Genomic DNA, 16741 nt, shown 5'->3' with positions numbered 1-16741 from the left:
CGCTGCCGGATACACCAGCCATCCCCACCACTCCGCTCCTAAGCCCGCCGCTACGCCAGCGCGAAGAACTCGCGGATGCGCTCCAGGATCGCCGCTGCCCCGCCCGTTGCCTCCGGCACGCTTGCCTCGCGCTGCAATTGCGCCTGCATGCTGGCGATCTGACGTTCCCGCTCGGCGAGAATGTGCGACATCGCCTCGGCGACCTGCGGGCGCGCGCGGATGATGCTCTCGAAGCCCGATTTATCGAGCCGGTAGCACTCAACATCGGCACGCGCGACGATGGTCGTCGAGCGTGGCGCGCCGGTCATCAGCCCCATTTCGCCGAACACCGCGCCCGCCGGGATGACGCCGATCTGGTGCCGCGAGCCATCCGGCGCATCCCACAACACCGCCGCCTCGCCGCTGACGACGATGTAGAGCCAGTGCGCCAGCGCGCCCTGATGCGTCATCGTATCGCCGGCCGCAAAGGGCGCCGGCCGCAGATGCTCAGCCAGCGCCTGCCGTTCGGCGTCCGACAGCGGGGCGAAGAGATCGATGGCCGACAAGGCCTGTAGACGGCGAGCCATCTCGCGCTCGTGGACGCGCTCGTCGTGCGCCTCGCTCTCCTTGACGACATGCACGATCTGGTCGGGCAAAGCGATGCGCCAGCCGGCGCGGGCGAGCGCAGCGAAGATGTGCACCCGCACCGCCGAATCGGTCGGATCGTCCTCCAACGGATCGCTCAACCAGTAGCGCACCGCGTAGCGTACCGACCCCGGCACGAAATCCATCGCCACACACGAGGGCGGCGGCACTTTGGCGACGTGCGCGATCTCCGCGCCGGCAAGCGCCCGCTCGACCGCTTCGATCACCTGCGCCGGCGGCACCGCGTAGTCGACGTTGAACCAGACCCAGCGCCGCCAGCCATCGACGCTGAGATCGCTATCGAGGAGCACGGCAAAGCGGCTCTTCATCAGCTGACTGTTCGGCACCACCAGCTTTTCGCCGTTACGCGTCAGGATGGCAGTATAGCGCCACTGGATATCGACCACCCGCCCGCTCAGATCGTCGATACGCACCCAGTCGCCGACCTCCAGGGAGTTGTCGAGCTGTAAGGCGAGGCCACCGAGCACGTTACCGAGCGTGTCCTGCATGGCGAAGGCAAGCACAGCGGTGATCACCGCCGACGTCGCCACCAGCCCGGACACCTCGACGCCGACATAGCTCATGCGCACCAGGGCCCACAGCACATAGCCGGCGATGACGAGAATATCCTCGAGAATGCGCGGCGGGCGCACATGCGCAAACGGCAGCAGGACGCGAAACAGCGCCAGCCCCGACAGGCGGATCAGAACCAGCCCGAAACCGAGCAAGGCCACCTGATGCACGCCATCGGCGATCTTCAGCTCGCCGCGCACGGCAAACAGCGCCGCCGCCACGTCAACGAGGAACCAGAAGGCAAGAAACAGCAGCGTGTGTTTGAGAATGGCCCGATTGCCGGCCAGCGCGCGAAAGAGCAGCAAGGACAGGACGAGCGCCGCACCAAAGACGTACGGCGTCTCGTCGCGCCACAGGTGCTGCATGACGCTATCGATCATGCCGCCACTCCCGATCGACTGCCAGACTGTCAGCGCCCCCGGCCGCACTGGCCGGCACGGCTCGGCGCAGCGGGTTTTGCCGTATACTCGCGGCTCTTCCGACACCCGCCGAATCGCCGTCTGTGCGGCCTTTCGCACGCTCAAGCGCACTCATCATGACCGCCTCCGACACGTCCGCCGCCCCCCTTTCCGAAGCCACCGCCGCCTCTGCCGCCGGCACCACCAATTACACCTGGGCTGGCCGCTTTTCCGAGCCGATGGCCGAGCGCGTCAAACGCTACACCTCCTCGGTTGATTTCGACAAGCGCATGTGGCGACAGGATATCCGCGGCTCGCTGGCGCACGCGCGCATGCTGGCGCGGCAGGGCATCATCGCCGCTGCCGACCTCGCCGACATCGAACGCGGCATGGCGCAGGTGGTGACGGAAATCGAATCGGGGCAGTTCGCCTGGTCGCTCGACCTCGAAGACGTTCACCTCAACATCGAAAAGCGCCTGACGACGCTCGTCGGCGACGCCGGCAAGCGCCTGCACACCGGCCGCTCGCGTAACGATCAGGTAGCGACTGACATCCGCCTCTACCTGCGCGACACCATCGACGAGATCCTCGTGCTGCTCGGCGACTTTCGCCGCGCCCTGATCGAACTGGCGGACAAGGAAGCGGCGACGCCGATGCCCGGCTTCACCCACCTGCAAGTGGCGCAGCCCGTCACCTTCGGCCACCACCTGCTCGCCTACTTCGAAATGTTCGGCCGCGACGCCGAGCGCTTCGCCGACTGCCGCAGGCGCACCAACCGGCTGCCGCTGGGCGCCGCCGCACTGGCCGGCACGACCTACCCGATCGACCGCGAATTCGTCGCCGAGCAACTCGGCTTCGAAGGCGTCTGCGAAAACTCGCTCGACGCCGTTTCCGACCGCGACTTCGCCATCGAATTCTGTGCCGCCTGCGCGCTGACCATGACGCACATCTCGCGCCTGTCCGAAGAACTGGTGCTGTGGATGAACCCGCGCGTCGGCTTCGTGCGCATCGCCGACCGCTTCTGCACCGGCAGCTCGATCATGCCGCAGAAGAAAAACCCGGACGTTCCCGAACTGGCGCGCGGCAAGACCGGCCGCGTCACCGGCAGCCTGATCTCGCTGCTCACCCTGATGAAGGGCCAGCCGCTCGCCTACAACAAGGACAATCAGGAAGACAAGGAACCCTTGTTCGACGCCGCCGACACCGTCACCGACACGCTCGCCATCTTTGCCGAGATGATCGCCGGCGTCAGCGCGCGCCCCGACAACATGCGCGCCGCCCTGACGCAGGGCTTTGCCACGGCAACCGATCTCGCCGACTACCTTGTGCGCAAGGGGCTACCCTTCCGCGACGCCCACGAAGCCGTCGGGCTCGCCGTACGCCGCGCCGAAGAACTCGGCGTCGATCTGCCGCAACTGCCGCTCACCGAACTGCAAGCCTTCTCGCCGCTGATCGGCGAAGACGTCTTCGCCGTGCTGACCGTCGAAGGCTCGCTCGCCGCGCGCAACCACATCGGCGGCACGGCCCCCGAGCAAGTACGCGCCGCCATCGCCCGCGCCCGCAGCCGCCTCTGAGCCGCTGCGCGCTCCGCGCCGACGCCCCACCACAGCGCCGGCGCGGAAATTCTGAACTGCCATTGGCATAATCGGTCTCATCCGGCACCTATCGCCGCGGTAAACATGAAGTCTGGACTGGCCGTCCTCACCGCAAGACTTCGGAGACCTTGATGAACCAACTGTTTGGCCCCGCGATCGCCTTCCTCGGTCGCCTGCGCTTTGCCGCGCGCTTTGCCCTCATCGGTGTCGTCACCGCCCTTCTCACCGGCGCGCTGCTGGCGCAATTTCTCCTCCAGGTCGGCGAAAAGATCACCGTCACCGAACAGGAAATCGACGGCACGGTGACGCTCGTTCCGCTGCGCCAACTTGCCCTCGCCATCGACCAGCACCTCATCGCCAGCAGCCTCGTCGCGCTTGGCGACGACTCGGCCAAAGCGCGGGCAGACGCCGCCGCACAAAAGATCGACACGCTGTTTGCCTCGCCGACACCGGCCGACGCCGGCCTCGCCGACGGCTGGAAAGCTCTCGGTGACGAATGGCAGACGCTCAAGAAGTCTCTGCCCAACATGACCGCGCCAGAAATCCGCGCCGCGCACGGCCTCTTGCTCACCCATCTTTCGACACAGAAGCGTCTGGTCAGCGACGTCTCCGGGCTGATCCTCGACCCCGAAGTCGACTCGTACTATCTCGTTGCGACGCAGATCAATCTGATGCCGCAACTGGCCGAGACGCTGACCAACCTGCGCCTGAAGATCGCCAGTATCGCCGCCGTGCAGATGATGGACGCCGCCGACAGCACGCGCATCGAGCGTCTGAACAGCGATGCCACCGCGCAAGCCGCGCGCATCCGGGCCGACCTGAACAAGGTCACCGCCGCCGTACCGCTACACAAGGAGTCGCTCGAGACGAGCATGAGCGCCGTCGACAACGCCCTGAAGGAAATCCGCCAATTGGTCGACAGCCGCCTGATCGCGGGACGCGCGGTCTCGCTCGACGCGGAAACCGCCTGGCAGAACACGCAGGCGGCGACGCAGGCGCTCGACGAACTCGACGAAGCAATCAGCCGTTCGCTCGCCGAACGGCTCGATCTGCGCGCGCAGGCGCTCATCCAGCAGCGCCTGCTCAACATTGCCATGGTGATCGTCGGCATCCTGCTCGCCACCTATCTCGTCGGCGGCTTCTACTTCTCCCTGCAACGCGGCGCGTCGACGCTCATTGAAGGCGGCCGGCGTCTCGCCGACGGCGATCTCGGCCATGTCATCGACGTCGGCTCGCGCGACGAGCACGCAGACATCGCCGAGAGCTTCAATCGCATGGCGGCGTCGATCCGCGACGTCGTCGGCTCGCTACGACAAAGCGCCGTCTCGGTGCTCGAATCGGCACGCACCCTCGCCAGCGCGACCCAGTCGGTCGCCGAACTCTCGGCACAACAAAGCACCCTGACACAGAGCACCGCCTCGTCCGCCGAGCATCTGGCGCAAAGCGTCGAACAGGTACAAGCCAGCGCCGGCCAACTCGACGGCATGGCGCGCGACAGCCAGCGACAGGCCGAAGAAGGCAACGCCGGACTGCGCCGCATGCTCGAAGAGATCAAGGTAGTCAGCGAAGCCGTCGGCCAGATCGGCGCTACGGTCGACGAATTCGTACACACCACGCTGGCGATCACCAGCATGACCGGTCAGGTGCGCGAAATCGCCGAGCAGACCAACCTGCTGGCCCTGAACGCCGCCATCGAAGCAGCGCGGGCAGGAGAATCCGGACGCGGCTTTGCCGTCGTCGCAGACGAAGTGAGGAAACTCGCCGAAAAATCGGCGCAGTCAGCCAATGAAATCGACCGTCTGACGCAGGCTCTCAACGGCCGCTCGGAAGGCGTCACCAGCGCCATCCAGCGTGGTCACGATGCGCTCGCCGCCAGCGAAGGCTACCTGCAAACGGTAGCCGGGCAACTGGCCGGCGCCAGCGGCTCCGCCGCCACGACCTCGCAGGGAGTCGAGGAAATCACGCAGGCGGTCGACGCGCAAACGCGGACGATTCAGGAAATTCACGCTTTCGTCAGCCGCATCGCCGAGATGGCCGCACACAATGATCGCTCCGTCACCGAAGCGGCCGAGCAGGCCGTGCAGCTCGAAACGCTCTCCAACGAACTGCAAGGCGCCATCGGCCGCTTTCGCCAATGACGCCGGCGCCCTGGTGAACAAATCACCGGCGCCGAATCAGCCGCGCGCCGGCCAGAATAAGGGCCAAGACCGGCGCGCCGCCCAGATCAGTTCGGGCCAAGCCCGCCCAGCAACTGCTGCAACTCACCACTCGCGTACATCTCGCGCATGATGTCGCAGCCGCCGACGAACTCACCCTTCACGTAGAGCTGCGGAATTGTCGGCCAGTTGGAAAAATCCTTGATGCCCTGCCGGATTTCTGGCGATTCGAGGACGTTCACGCTGACAAACTCGCGCACCCCACACGCACGCAACAACTGCACCGCCGTCGACGAAAAGCCGCATTGCGGCATCGCCGGCGAACCCTTCATGTAAAGCACCACCGGCGACTGGGTAATCTGCTCGCGAATCTGTTCCTGTGCGTCCATTAAAAGCCTCATCAAAAGGTGAATCGAAAGATCGGTATCCGCTGCCGTGTCTCGCCGCCCCGCCAGCGATTCGGCGGGCAAGGCGAAGACACAGTCCCTTGGACAGAAATTCCCGAAAAAAATGCAGTGATGGCGAGCAAGGGCGAATGGCAGCGCATGACGGCAAACCGGCCTCGTCCGCGCCGACCACGGCAAACCAGTCGGCCGCGCTGGCTGACTTGCCGGCAGCCCCGCACTCAGACCGCGCTCAAGGTCTGCCGCGTGGGTAGCGGCCGCCACTGACGCGTTCGATCCCGCCCAGATCGCGCCAGCTGGCGACATCCACAAAGCCTGCGGCCGTCAGCAGCGCGCGCACGGCGGCGGCCTGATCGTAGCCATGCTCGAGCAGCAACCAGCCGTCGTTGCGCAGATGCGCCGGCGCGCCGGCAATGATCGCCCGCAAACACTCAAGCCCGTCCCCCCCATCGCTCAGCGCCTCGGGCGGCTCGAACGGCAAACCGTTCTGCTGCAAATGCACATCGCCCGCCGCGATATACGGCGGGTTGGAGACAACGATGTCGAAGCACTCGTCCGCCAGCGGCGAAAACCAGTCGCCAAGCGCAAAGGCGACGGGCGCCGCATGCCGCGCGGCATTGGCTCGCGCCACCTCCAGCGCCGCCGCCGAACGATCCACCGCCTGCACGCGGGCGTGCGGCAGATGCACCGCCAGCGCGACGGCAATCGCCCCCGAGCCGGTGCCGAGATCGAGCACTCGCAGCGGGCGGGCTTCTCTGGCGACGGCGCCTGAGGCAGCAGCCGATGGCACAGGCCCGGCAACGGACGCTAAGGCAGCGCCCAAGGAGCCATCAGCCGGCTGCGCAGACGCGTTGACGGACGAGGCTTGCGCCAGCAGATCGCCCCCCGCCGCCAGCGTCCGCGCGAGGTCGACGAGCAATTCGGTATCCGGGCGCGGGATCAGCACGGCCGGGGAAACCGCAAATTCCAGCCCGTAAAACCCGGTCTGCCCGGTGAGATACGCCAGAGGCTCACCGCCCTGCCGGCGCGCGATGAGACGCAGCAGTCGCTCGGCGGCGGCGACGGGCAAGGGGCGCTGCGGGTCGGCAATCAGGGCCGTATGCGAGCAGTCGGCGACATGCTCGACCAGCAGCCGGGCATCGAGGCGGCCAATCTGCGCCGAGGCATGGCGCCATGCCTCGGCGAGCGTCGCCGGCAAGGTGGCACCCGCGAACGGAGCGCCCGCGCCCTCATCGGTGGCGGCTGCCGAGGCGGCTGGCGTCTTCGAGGGCGGAGTCGCCACGCCGCTTAATCGCCGCCTTCGGCGAGTTGCGCCAGTTGCTCGGCCTGATGCTCGGAAGCGAGCGCGCTGATCAACTCGTCGAGCTCACCGTCCATGACGGCGTCGAGCTTATACAGCGTCAGGTTGATGCGGTGATCGGTGATGCGGCCCTGCGGGAAGTTGTAGGTGCGGATGCGCTCGGAACGGTCGCCGCTGCCGATCAGGCTCTTGCGCGTGGAGGCGATCTGCGCGTGCTGCTCGCGCTCCTGCGCATCCTTGATGCGGGCAACGAGAACGGACAAGGCCTGCGCCTTGTTTTTGTGCTGCGAGCGGTCGTCCTGGCACTCGACGACGATGCCGGTCGGCAGGTGAGTCACCCGCACCGCCGAGTCGGTCTTGTTGATGTGCTGACCGCCCGCCCCCGAGGCGCGGAAGGTGTCGATGCGCAGGTCGGCCGGATTGAGCACGACATCGGCGATATCGTCGGCTTCCGGCATGACGGCGACGGTACAGGCCGAGGTGTGAATCCGCCCCTGCGCCTCGGTCGCCGGCACGCGTTGCACACGGTGACCACCGGACTCGAACTTGAGCTTGGCGTAAGCGCCGGCGCCAATGACACGCGCGATGATTTCCTTGTAGCCCCCCAGTTCCGAGGCGTTGGAAGAGACAACCTCGACCTGCCAGCGGCGACGCTCGGCGTAGCGCGAATACATGCGGAAGAGGTCGCCCGCGAACAGCGCCGACTCGTCACCACCGGTGCCAGCGCGAATTTCGAGAAAAAGATTGCAGTCGTCGTCCGGATTCTTCGGCAACAGCAGGGTCTGCAACTCGGCTTCGAGCAGTGGCAGGCGCGCACGCGCGGCGAGCATCTCGGCTTCGGCCAGCTCCTTCATCTCCGGATCGGCCAGCATTTCCTGCGCCTCGACGAGATCGCCCTCGCACTGCCGCCATTCCTGATAGCGCTCGACCACCGGCGCGACGTCGGCGTGTTCGCGCGTCAGACGACGGTACTGGTCGATATCACGCGTCGCGTCACCGCTGGCAAGCAGACGATCCAGCTCTTCCAGACGGCCGCACAGGCGCTCTAGTTTGTCGACAATGCTCTGTTTCATGGCGGGGCCGGACGCAAAAAGGACGGATAAGCGAAGGACGAGAGGGAGGGCAAGCGGCGACCGGGACAGTCAGCCGCGCACGCGGCGGCAGCCAGGCTGCCGCTCGGCGCTACTCGTGCTCGCGGTGCAAGTGGAAGAGACGCGCGGCGATGGCGTTCAGTTCGGCGCGTTCTTCATCGGAAGACTGGTTGAGCGTCTGCGTCGGCGCGTGCAGGAACTTGTTCATCAGGCGCTGCGACAACTGATCGAGCACACGCGCCGGATCTTCCCCCTTGGCGAGCATCTTGGTGGCGTGCTCGATTTCGTGGCGACGGGTGCGTTCAGCCGTATCGCGGAGCGAACGGATCAGCGGCACCGTATCGCGCGACTGCATCCACTGAATGAAGTTGTCGACACGCGCGACGATGATGTCTTCCGCCTCGACGACAGCCGCCTTGCGCGACTCGATGCCGCTGGCAACGACTTGCGCGAGGTCATCGACGGTGTAGAGGAAGACGTCGTCGAGATCGCCGGCTTCCTGCTCGATATCGCGCGGCACGGCGAGGTCGATCATGAACATCGGACGGTGCCGGCGCAGCTTGATGGCGCGCTCGACCATGCCAAGGCCGATGATCGGCAGCGGGCTGCCGGTGCACGAGACGACGATGTCGAACTGCGACAGGCGGTCGGCGATGTCATCCAGACGGATGGCCGTGCCACCGTAGCGTTCCGCCAGCGCCTGACCGCGCTCGACGGTGCGGTTGGCGACGACGACCTGCTTCGGATTCTGGGCACAGAAATGCGCCGCACACAGTTCGATCATCTCGCCTGCGCCGACGAAGAGCACGCGCTGATCGGCAATGCGCTCGAAGATGCGCTCCGCCAGATGCACAGCGGCCGCGGACATCGACACCGTATTGGCGCCGATCGCCGTCGTTGTGCGGACTTCCTTGGCCACCGAGAAGGAGTGCTGGAAGAGCTTGTGCAGCGTCGTCCCCAGCGTTCCCGCTTCTTCCGCCGCGCGCACCGCGTCTTTCATCTGCCCGAGAATCTGCGCCTCGCCAATCACCATCGAATCAAGACCGCTGGCTACGCGGAAGGCGTGGCGCACGGCGTCGCGATCGGGATAGGTAAAGAGGTACGGCTGAATCTCGTGGCGGCCGATGCTGTGGTACTCGGCCAGCCAGTCAGCCGCTGCTTCCGGCGCGTCGGTCGCGCAGTAAAGCTCGGTGCGGTTGCAGGTCGAGAGAATGGCAGCTTCGCGCACCGGCTTGGCACGAATCAGATCGGCCAGCGCGTGATCGATTTTCTCGGCGTTGAACGCCACCTGCTCGCGAACCGAAAGCGGTGCGGTATGGTGATTGATGCCGAAAGTGAAAAGCGCCATTGGCGGGGGAATTTAGGATCGAACCGGAGGCGGATTATAGCACCGTGACAGCCGGCGGGCGGAAGGTGATCCGCGGCGCCTCAGATCCCCGAGCCCGAAACGAACTCCTCGCCGCCCGACGGCACGGCAAAGACGCGGACCTGCCGCGGGCTCAGCCAGACCTGCTCGCCCTTGCGCAAGGCAAGGATTTCGGCACGCTCCCGCGTCAGTTCGACTTCGATCAATTCGGATTCATGAGCCAGCTCGACGCGTACGGACGGGCCGATGGCGTGCACGTCCTGAATCGTCGCCTGCAAAGCCCCCGCTTGCGGGGCGCGGACGATATCGATGTCGTGCGGCCGTACGAACGCGAGCGCGGCATCGTCATCCGTCGCCACGGGAGCAGCGATGCCGCCCTCCGCAGCGGCGCCGCCAGACCCGGCCGATGCCGCCGCCGCACCGCCGGACGGCGGCCGGCCGATCTCCGCCCAGACGCCTTGCAGGCGGCTATGGAAGACATTGACGTCACCGAGGAAGCGGTAAACGAAGGGCGAGGCCGGATTCGAGTACACCTCGTCGGGCGTGCCGATCTGCTCGATGCGGCCACGGTTCATCACCACCACACGGTCAGCGACTTCGAGGGCTTCTTCCTGATCGTGCGTGACGAAAACGCTGGAGATATGCACTTCGTCATGCAGGCGCCGCAGCCAACGCCGCAATTCCTTGCGCACCTGCGTATCGAGCGCGCCGAAAGGCTCGTCGAGCAGGAGCACTTTCGGCTCGACGGCCAAGGCGCGGGCCAGGGCGATCCGTTGCCGCTGCCCGCCGGAGAGCTGCGTCGGATAGCGATCCGCCAGCCAGTCGAGCTGAACGAGTCCGAGCAATTCCATGACGCGACGGCGGATTTCCGCTTCCGCCGGCCGTTCGCGACGCGGCTTGACGCGCAAGCCGAAGGCGACGTTCTCGAACACCGTCATGTGGCGGAACAGGGCGTAGTGCTGAAAAACAAAGCCCACCTGACGCTCACGCACATGCAGATGCGTCGCCTCTTCGCCAGCGAACAGCACCTGCCCGGTATCGGCCGACTCCATGCCGGCAATGATGCGCAGCAACGTCGTCTTGCCGCAGCCTGACGGCCCGAGCAGGGCGACGAGTTCGCCGGTGGGAATGGTGAGGTTGATACCGTCGAGGGCGACGAAATCACCAAAACGCTTGCCGATGTCGCGGATTTCTATGCTCATGGTCGCTCAGCAGAGGGATGGGTGGCGCCGGCCGTCCGGCCGCTCGCAGGCGCCGGCACACGCTCCGGCGACAGTTCGGCAGACAGCATGGCCGTCTCGCGGCGCATACGCCATTCGACGGCGGTCTTCGCCAGCAGCGTCACCAGGGCCAGCATCGCCAGCACCGACGCCGCCGCAAAAGCGCCCACCTGGTTGTATTCGTTGTAAAGAATCTCGACATGCAGCGGCAACGTATTGGTCTCGCCACGAATATGGCCGGATACCACCGACACCGCGCCGAATTCGCCCATCGCGCGGGCATTGGCGAGGATCACGCCGTAGAGCAGCCCCCACTTGATATTGGGCAGCGTCACCCGCCACAGCATCTGCCAGCCCGAGGCGCCAAGCGAGATCGCCGCCTCTTCCTCCTCGCGCCCCTGCGCCTGCATCAGCGGAATCAGTTCGCGCGCGATGAACGGGAAGGTAACGAACAAGGTCGCCAGCACGATCCCCGGCAAGGCGAAGATGATCTTGATGTCGTGCGCCATCAGCCAGGGGCCGAACAAGCCTTGCGCGCCGAAAATCAGCACGAAGACGAGGCCGGCAACGACCGGCGAGACGGCGAACGGCAGGTCGATCAGCGTGATCAAGGCCGCCTTGCCGCGGAACTCGAACTTGGCAATCACCCACGCCGCCGCCACGCCAAAAACAATATTGAGCGGCAACACCCCCAGCGCGACGATGACGGTCAGGATCACGGCCGAACGCGCCTCCGGATCGGCCAGCGCGCGCAGATACGCCGGCACACCGGCCGCGAAGGCCTCCGCGAACACCGACAGCAACGGCAGACCGAGGAAGAAAGCGAGGAAGAGCAGAGCCAGCGTCGTCAGCGCAATGCGCACGATGGGCGGCTCGGCGAGCGCCGAATGCCGAGGTTTCATGCGCGCGCTCCCGCCCGCCGGCTATTCGCCAGGCGCCATTGCAAGCCATTGACCGCCAGCAGCAGGACAAAGGAAATCACCAGCATCACCACCGCCAGCGCCGTCGCACCGGCAACGTCGTATTGCTCCAGCTTGGAGACGATCAGCAACGGCGTGATTTCCGAGATGAGCGGCATGTTGCCGGCGATGAAGATCACCGAACCGTATTCGCCAATGGCGCGCGACAGCGCCAGCGTGAAGCCCGTCAGCAGCGCCGGCAACATCGCCGGAAAGAGCACCCGCGCAAAGGTCTGCCAGCGCGTCGCGCCCAGTGTGGCGGCAGCTTCTTCCAACTCAGGCTCGATATCTTCGATCACCGGCTGCAGGGTGCGCACGACGAAGGGCAAACCGATGAACGTCAATGCGACGACGATGCCGAGCGGCGTGAACGCGACTTTGACGCCGAGCGGTTCGAGATAGCGGCCGATCCAACCATTACCGGCGTACAGCGTCGCCAGCGTGATGCCCGCGACCGCCGTCGGCAGGGCAAACGGCAGATCGACCAGGGCATCGACAAAGCGCTTGCCGGGGAAGGGGTAGCGGACGAGCACCCAGGCCGTCAGCACACCGAATACCGCGTTGATCATCGCCGCCAGCAGCGAAGCGCCGAAGGTGATGCGCAGCGAGGCGAGCGCCCGCTCACCGCTGGCAATCGCCCAGAACTGGGCAGCCGTCAGTTCGGTCGATTTGAACACCATCGCGGCCAGCGGCAGCAGGACGATCAAGGACAGATAAAGGATCGTGTAGCCCATGCCCAGCCGGAAACCGGGCAACACGTGACGGGCAGCAGCAACAGACATCGACGGCGTCTACTTGACCTGATAAATCTGGTCGAAGCTGCCCCCGTCGCGGAAGTGCGCGGCAAAGGCCTTGCTCCAGCTACCGAACACCTCATCCACCGTGAAGGTACGGATGGCAGGGAACTGCGCGGCGTATTTCTTCAGCACCTCGGGATCGCGCGGACGCTGATAGTTTTGCGCGGCGTTTTCCTGACCTTCCTTCGACCACAGGTAGTCCAGATAGGCCTGCGCCTGACGACGCGTCCCCTTCTTGTCGACCACGCGGTCGACGATGGCGACAGGGAATTCAGCGAGGATCGACTGCGACGGATAGACGACCTCAAACTCGCCGCGGCCAAACTCGCGGGCAATCAACTCCGCTTCGCTCTCGAACGACACCAGCACGTCGCCAAGCTTGCGCTGCATGAAGGTCGTCGTCGCGTCGCGACCGCCGGCGGCGAAAAGCGGCGCATTCTTCAGGACACGGCCAACGAATTCCAGCGCCGTCTTGTCGTTACCCCCTGGCTGGCGCAGCGCATAACCCCACGCTCCCAGATAGCTGTAGCGGCCATTGCCGCTGGTCTTCGGGTGCGGCAGGATCACCTGGATGCCGCTCCGGCCCAGATCGCTCCAGTCGTGGATGCCCTTCGGGTTGCCACGCCGCACGATGAACACCATTGTCGAGGTATACGGCGAAGCGTTATTCGGGAATTTCTTCGTGTAGTCGCGAGCGACGAGCCCTTTTTCTGCCAGAAAATCGACGTCGGGCGACTGATTCATGGTCACCACATCGGCTTCCAGCCCATCGGCAACGGCGCGCACCTGCTTGCTCGAGCCGCCGTGCGACTGCTTCACCTCGACCGACTCGCCCGTTTTCGCCTTCCAGTATTTCTGGAAGAGCGGGTTGTAGTCCTTGTAGAAATCGCGCGCCACGTCGTAGGACGCATTGAGCAGCGTCACGTCGGCCGACGCCATCTGCGGCACGGCGGCAAACGTCCCCGCCAGAGCAATCGCGGCGAACAGCGGTCGGCAAGATCGAAGCATGGAAAGACTCCTGACGGGCGGAATGAGCGGCCACTATACGCAGGCCATCTATAACGCCAAAGTCTTTCGGATTATGTTGTTATGCCTCGATCGAATAACAAAGTGGCGAGCTTAGTCGACAGGCCGACCGCCACCGCCCTCGGTGCAAACAGCCCCCCTTCCGCTGGCGAGCCAGTTACCTACTGAGCGGACCATCCACACTCCGACCGGAACGCCCGCCCCACCTCACTCACCAGCCGCCGCCTTGAGGACGCCATAACGCGCCAAGGTGCGCGTACGCGCCGCCGCGTGATCAACGCAGGGCGCGGGATAGTCGCGACCGATGACGACGCCGCACGCCGACTGCTCGGCCGCCGACATCAGCCAGGGCGCATGCAGATGACGCACAGGGACGGCGTTCAACTCCGGCACATAGCGGCGGATGAAACGCCCCTCCGGATCGAAGCGCTGCGACTGCGTGACCGGATTGAAAATGCGGAACCACGGCTGCGCATCACAGCCCGTCGACGCCGACCACTGCCAGCCGCCATTGTTGGCCGCCAGATCGAAGTCATTGAGGTGCTCGGCAAAAAAAGCCTCGCCTCGCCGCCAGTCGATGCCGAGATCCTTGCAGAGAAAAGCGGCAACGACCATGCGCAGACGGTTGTGCATGTAGCCGCTGTGCGCCAGCTGCCGCATCGCCGCATCGACCAGTGGATAGCCCGTGCGCCCCGCACACCACGCAGCAAAATCAGCCTCGGCGGCGGCCCCCGTCTCCCACACGACGGCATCGCATTCCGGCTTGAAGGCCCGCGCGACGACCTGCGGAAAGTGATCGAGGATCATGAAGTAGAAATCACGCCAGACCAGCTCGCTCAACCAGACCCGCCCGCCTTCGGCTGCCTCCGCCGTCGAGGCCAGCCCATACTCGCCGCCACGCCCCAGACGCACGGCATTGGCCAGCGACACCAAATGGCGGATCGACACCGTTCCGAAGCGCAGATGCACCGACAGGTAAGACACGCCGCGCACTGCCGGGAAATCACGCTGCTCGTGGTAGCGGGCCAGTCGCGGCAGAAACGCCGCCAGCGTCGCACGCGCCCCCTGCATCCCCGGCTGAATGCCCAAGTCGGCGAGCCCGGTCGGCGCAAAGCCCAAGTCGACCAGTGTCGGCAAGGGGGGCAGCGCTGGCGCACAAAGCGTCCCGCATTCCGCGCCAGCGTCGGCCGCGCGCAGATCGTCCTCGCCCAGCCGCTTGAGCCAGGCCGTGCGATACGGCGTGAATACCCCGTACGGCCGCCCGCCCTGCGTCAGCACTTCGGCGCCATCGAAGATCACCTGATCCTTGAAATCCTCGAAGGCGATGCCGTCAGCCTGCAAACGCGCCGCCACCGCCGCATCGCGCGCCTTGGCCGCCGGCTCGTAATCGCGGTTGGCGAACACTGCCGCAACGCCCAGTTCACGCGCCAGACGGGGGATCTCATCACGCGCGCTCGCCTCGCGCACGATCAGGCCGCCACCGCGCGCGCGCAAGGCCGCCGCCAACTCAACGACGCTGGCGTGGATGAACTCGACGCGCCGATCCGCCTTGCGCGGCAAGATATCGAGAATGTCGCGATCAAACACGAACACACAGTAAACACGCCGCGCCCGCCGCAAGGCCTCCGCCAGCGCAGTGTTGTCGACGTCGCGCAAATCGCGACGAAACCAGACGAGGGCAGCATCCAGCCGGGGCAAAGAAGACTGATCAGACATCGTATCCACCACATTCAGCAAAAAAAACGCGCATTCAACGGCCAGCATTATCGGCGAGAGTATCGGCCGCGCGCATCTCGTCGCACCTCGCGCCGCGCGCCACGGCCAGCAATGACAGCGGCGGCAACGGAGACCAACGTCACGCGCCGATGTCATCAGGCGCTACGCCAACGTGCTCTTGCCACGCGGAAAACCCGACCAAAATGCCGGGTTGTTGCAATGCGACGAAATTTCTATAATGCACGCCTCACGAACGTTGCGGACCCACAGAAGTCCGTCGCGTCTCAGTCCCGGGATGCCGCAAGCCGCTTCCCGCCATGCAGGCCGGACCATACCCCGGCCGCGCCGTGACCGGTCTCGCGGCCCGTGCCCTAAAGGTGGCGGACGAAGAGACCGGGCAAGATCGCGAATCAACACCCCGACTGCTGCGCCGCAATATCGGCCCGGCGGGATGTGCGTCGCGAGCGTGTCACTTGTTGTTGGCGAAAACATGGAACCCCATGCCGTCTGCGCATCGGGGTGGAGCGCGCAATGGAATCGGTATCGACACTGGCGGTGGCAGGCGGCTTCATGGCGGCCCTGGGAATTTTCCTGGCGGCGATGCTGGCGGCTGCCAATCGCAAGCTCTACGTCTGGGAAGACCCCCGCATCGGCGAGGTCGAAGACCTGCTCCCCAAATCAAACTGTGGTGCCTGCGGGCAAGCCGGCTGCCGCGCCTTTGCCGAAAAGGCCGTCGACGGCGAAGTCGTGCCGGCGCAATGCACGGTCAGTTCGCCGAAGCAACGCGAAGACATCGCCAATCTGCTCGGCGTTGACGCCGGCAGCATCGAGCGCAAGATCGCCCGCCTCGCCTGTGGCGGCGGACGCCACGTCGCTTTCCTGCGCGCCCGCTACGCCGGCCTGAAGACCTGCCGCGCCGCGACGGTCGTGGGCGGTGGCGGCAAGGAATGCGCATGGGGCTGCCTCGGCCTTGGCGACTGTGTCAGCGTCTGCCAGTTTGGCGCGCTGGCCCTCGACGCCCACGGCCTGCCGGTTGTCGATGCTGAAAAATGCACCGCCTGTGGCGATTGTGTCGACGCCTGCCCGAAAGGCCTCTTCTCCATTGAGTCCGTCAAACACGCACTCTGGGTCGCCTGCAAGAACCGCGCGGAAGGCGACGTCGCCGAAGCGGCCTGCGAAGTGGCCTGCACGGCCTGCGGCAAATGCGTTGCCGATGCCGCCCCCGATCTCATCCGCATCGACCAGAACCTCGCCGTCATCGACCCGGCGCGACGCGATCAGGCGAAACGCTCCGACATCGAGCGCTGCGCCTCCGGCGCCATCGTCTGGTACGCGACGCCAGACCGCCCGATCAAGGGTATGGCCGCCCGCCGCATCCTGCGCACCAACGATCTGCCGCTGCTGCATTCCTGACGCCAGCGTCGCCCATGCCCATTCTTCTCTCCCCGACACACCGGCCGGCGTTGCACGCGCCCCTGTGCCGGGGAAATCACCGCATTCATTGATCCGGAGCATC

13 protein-coding genes are annotated in these 16741 nt (G+C 65.6%); 3 read left to right on the top strand and 10 right to left on the bottom strand.

The genetic code is table 11. The features are described from left to right. Positions 1-50: 50 nt before the first annotated feature. Positions 51-1577: a mechanosensitive ion channel family protein gene (locus GHK24_RS06775; RefSeq protein WP_153470988.1), complete on the bottom strand. Its 1527-nt coding sequence runs from the start codon at positions 1575-1577 to the stop codon at positions 51-53. Positions 1578-1732: 155 nt separating this feature from the next. Here GHK24_RS06775 and argH point away from each other — a divergent pair, with 155 nt between their 5' ends. After that, positions 1733-3169: an argininosuccinate lyase gene (gene argH / locus GHK24_RS06770; protein WP_153470985.1), complete on the top strand. Its 1437-nt coding sequence runs from the start codon at positions 1733-1735 to the stop codon at positions 3167-3169. 152 nt (positions 3170-3321) lie between these two features. Next, positions 3322-5328: a methyl-accepting chemotaxis protein gene (locus GHK24_RS06765; protein ID WP_153470981.1), complete on the top strand. Its 2007-nt coding sequence runs from the start codon at positions 3322-3324 to the stop codon at positions 5326-5328. Between the two features lie 86 nt (positions 5329-5414). On the opposite strand, the gene grxD is transcribed toward GHK24_RS06765, so the two are convergent. The 9 genes from grxD to GHK24_RS06720 form a co-directional block, all read right to left on the bottom strand. Further along, positions 5415-5735 carry a Grx4 family monothiol glutaredoxin gene (gene grxD / locus GHK24_RS06760; protein ID WP_153470978.1) on the bottom strand — a complete coding sequence of 107 codons (321 nt, stop codon included), beginning with the start codon at positions 5733-5735 and terminating at the stop codon, positions 5415-5417. 247 nt (positions 5736-5982) lie between these two features. Continuing rightward, positions 5983-7032, bottom strand: coding sequence for a HemK/PrmC family methyltransferase (locus GHK24_RS06755; protein WP_340666126.1), 1050 nt, complete (start codon positions 7030-7032; stop codon positions 5983-5985). Positions 7033-7037: 5 nt separating this feature from the next. Beyond that, entirely contained in the window at positions 7038-8123 is a 1086-nt protein-coding gene (gene prfA, locus GHK24_RS06750) for a peptide chain release factor 1 (RefSeq protein ID WP_153470975.1), read from the bottom strand. Between the two features lie 109 nt (positions 8124-8232). Then, positions 8233-9489 (bottom strand): glutamyl-tRNA reductase, encoded by a 1257-nt coding sequence (hemA, locus tag GHK24_RS06745; RefSeq protein ID WP_153470971.1) that lies wholly within the window; start codon positions 9487-9489, stop codon positions 8233-8235. Positions 9490-9569: 80 nt separating this feature from the next. Continuing rightward, the gene (locus GHK24_RS06740; protein ID WP_153470968.1) at positions 9570-10709 is read right to left on the bottom strand and encodes a sulfate/molybdate ABC transporter ATP-binding protein; all 1140 of its coding nucleotides are present in this window, start codon (positions 10707-10709) and stop codon (positions 9570-9572) included. After that, positions 10706-11629 carry a sulfate ABC transporter permease subunit CysW gene (cysW, locus tag GHK24_RS06735; RefSeq protein WP_153470965.1) on the bottom strand — a complete coding sequence of 308 codons (924 nt, stop codon included), beginning with the start codon at positions 11627-11629 and terminating at the stop codon, positions 10706-10708. The genes GHK24_RS06740 and cysW overlap by 4 nt, the downstream gene beginning before the upstream one ends. Next, positions 11626-12468: a sulfate ABC transporter permease subunit CysT gene (gene cysT, locus GHK24_RS06730; protein WP_153470962.1), complete on the bottom strand. Its 843-nt coding sequence runs from the start codon at positions 12466-12468 to the stop codon at positions 11626-11628. Before cysT ends, cysW begins: the two co-directional genes overlap by 4 nt. Before the next feature lie 9 nt (positions 12469-12477). Continuing rightward, the gene (locus tag GHK24_RS06725; RefSeq protein WP_153471259.1) at positions 12478-13422 is read right to left on the bottom strand and encodes a sulfate ABC transporter substrate-binding protein; all 945 of its coding nucleotides are present in this window, start codon (positions 13420-13422) and stop codon (positions 12478-12480) included. A 294-nt stretch (positions 13423-13716) separates the two neighbouring features. Continuing rightward, the gene (locus tag GHK24_RS06720) at positions 13717-15225 is read right to left on the bottom strand and encodes a cryptochrome/photolyase family protein (RefSeq protein ID WP_194286388.1); all 1509 of its coding nucleotides are present in this window, start codon (positions 15223-15225) and stop codon (positions 13717-13719) included. Positions 15226-15756: 531 nt separating this feature from the next. Here GHK24_RS06720 and GHK24_RS06715 point away from each other — a divergent pair. Beyond that, a complete protein-coding gene (locus tag GHK24_RS06715; protein WP_153470959.1) occupies positions 15757-16638 on the top strand; it encodes an RnfABCDGE type electron transport complex subunit B in 882 nt (293 codons plus the stop codon). Positions 16639-16741: the final 103 nt, after the last annotated feature.

Origin of the sequence: Rhodocyclus gracilis (assembly GCF_009617575.1) — a bacterium.
In the GTDB taxonomy this organism is placed as follows: Bacteria; Pseudomonadota; Gammaproteobacteria; order Burkholderiales; family Rhodocyclaceae; genus Rhodocyclus; species Rhodocyclus gracilis.
This window is presented reverse-complemented; position numbering and strand designations above follow the sequence as displayed.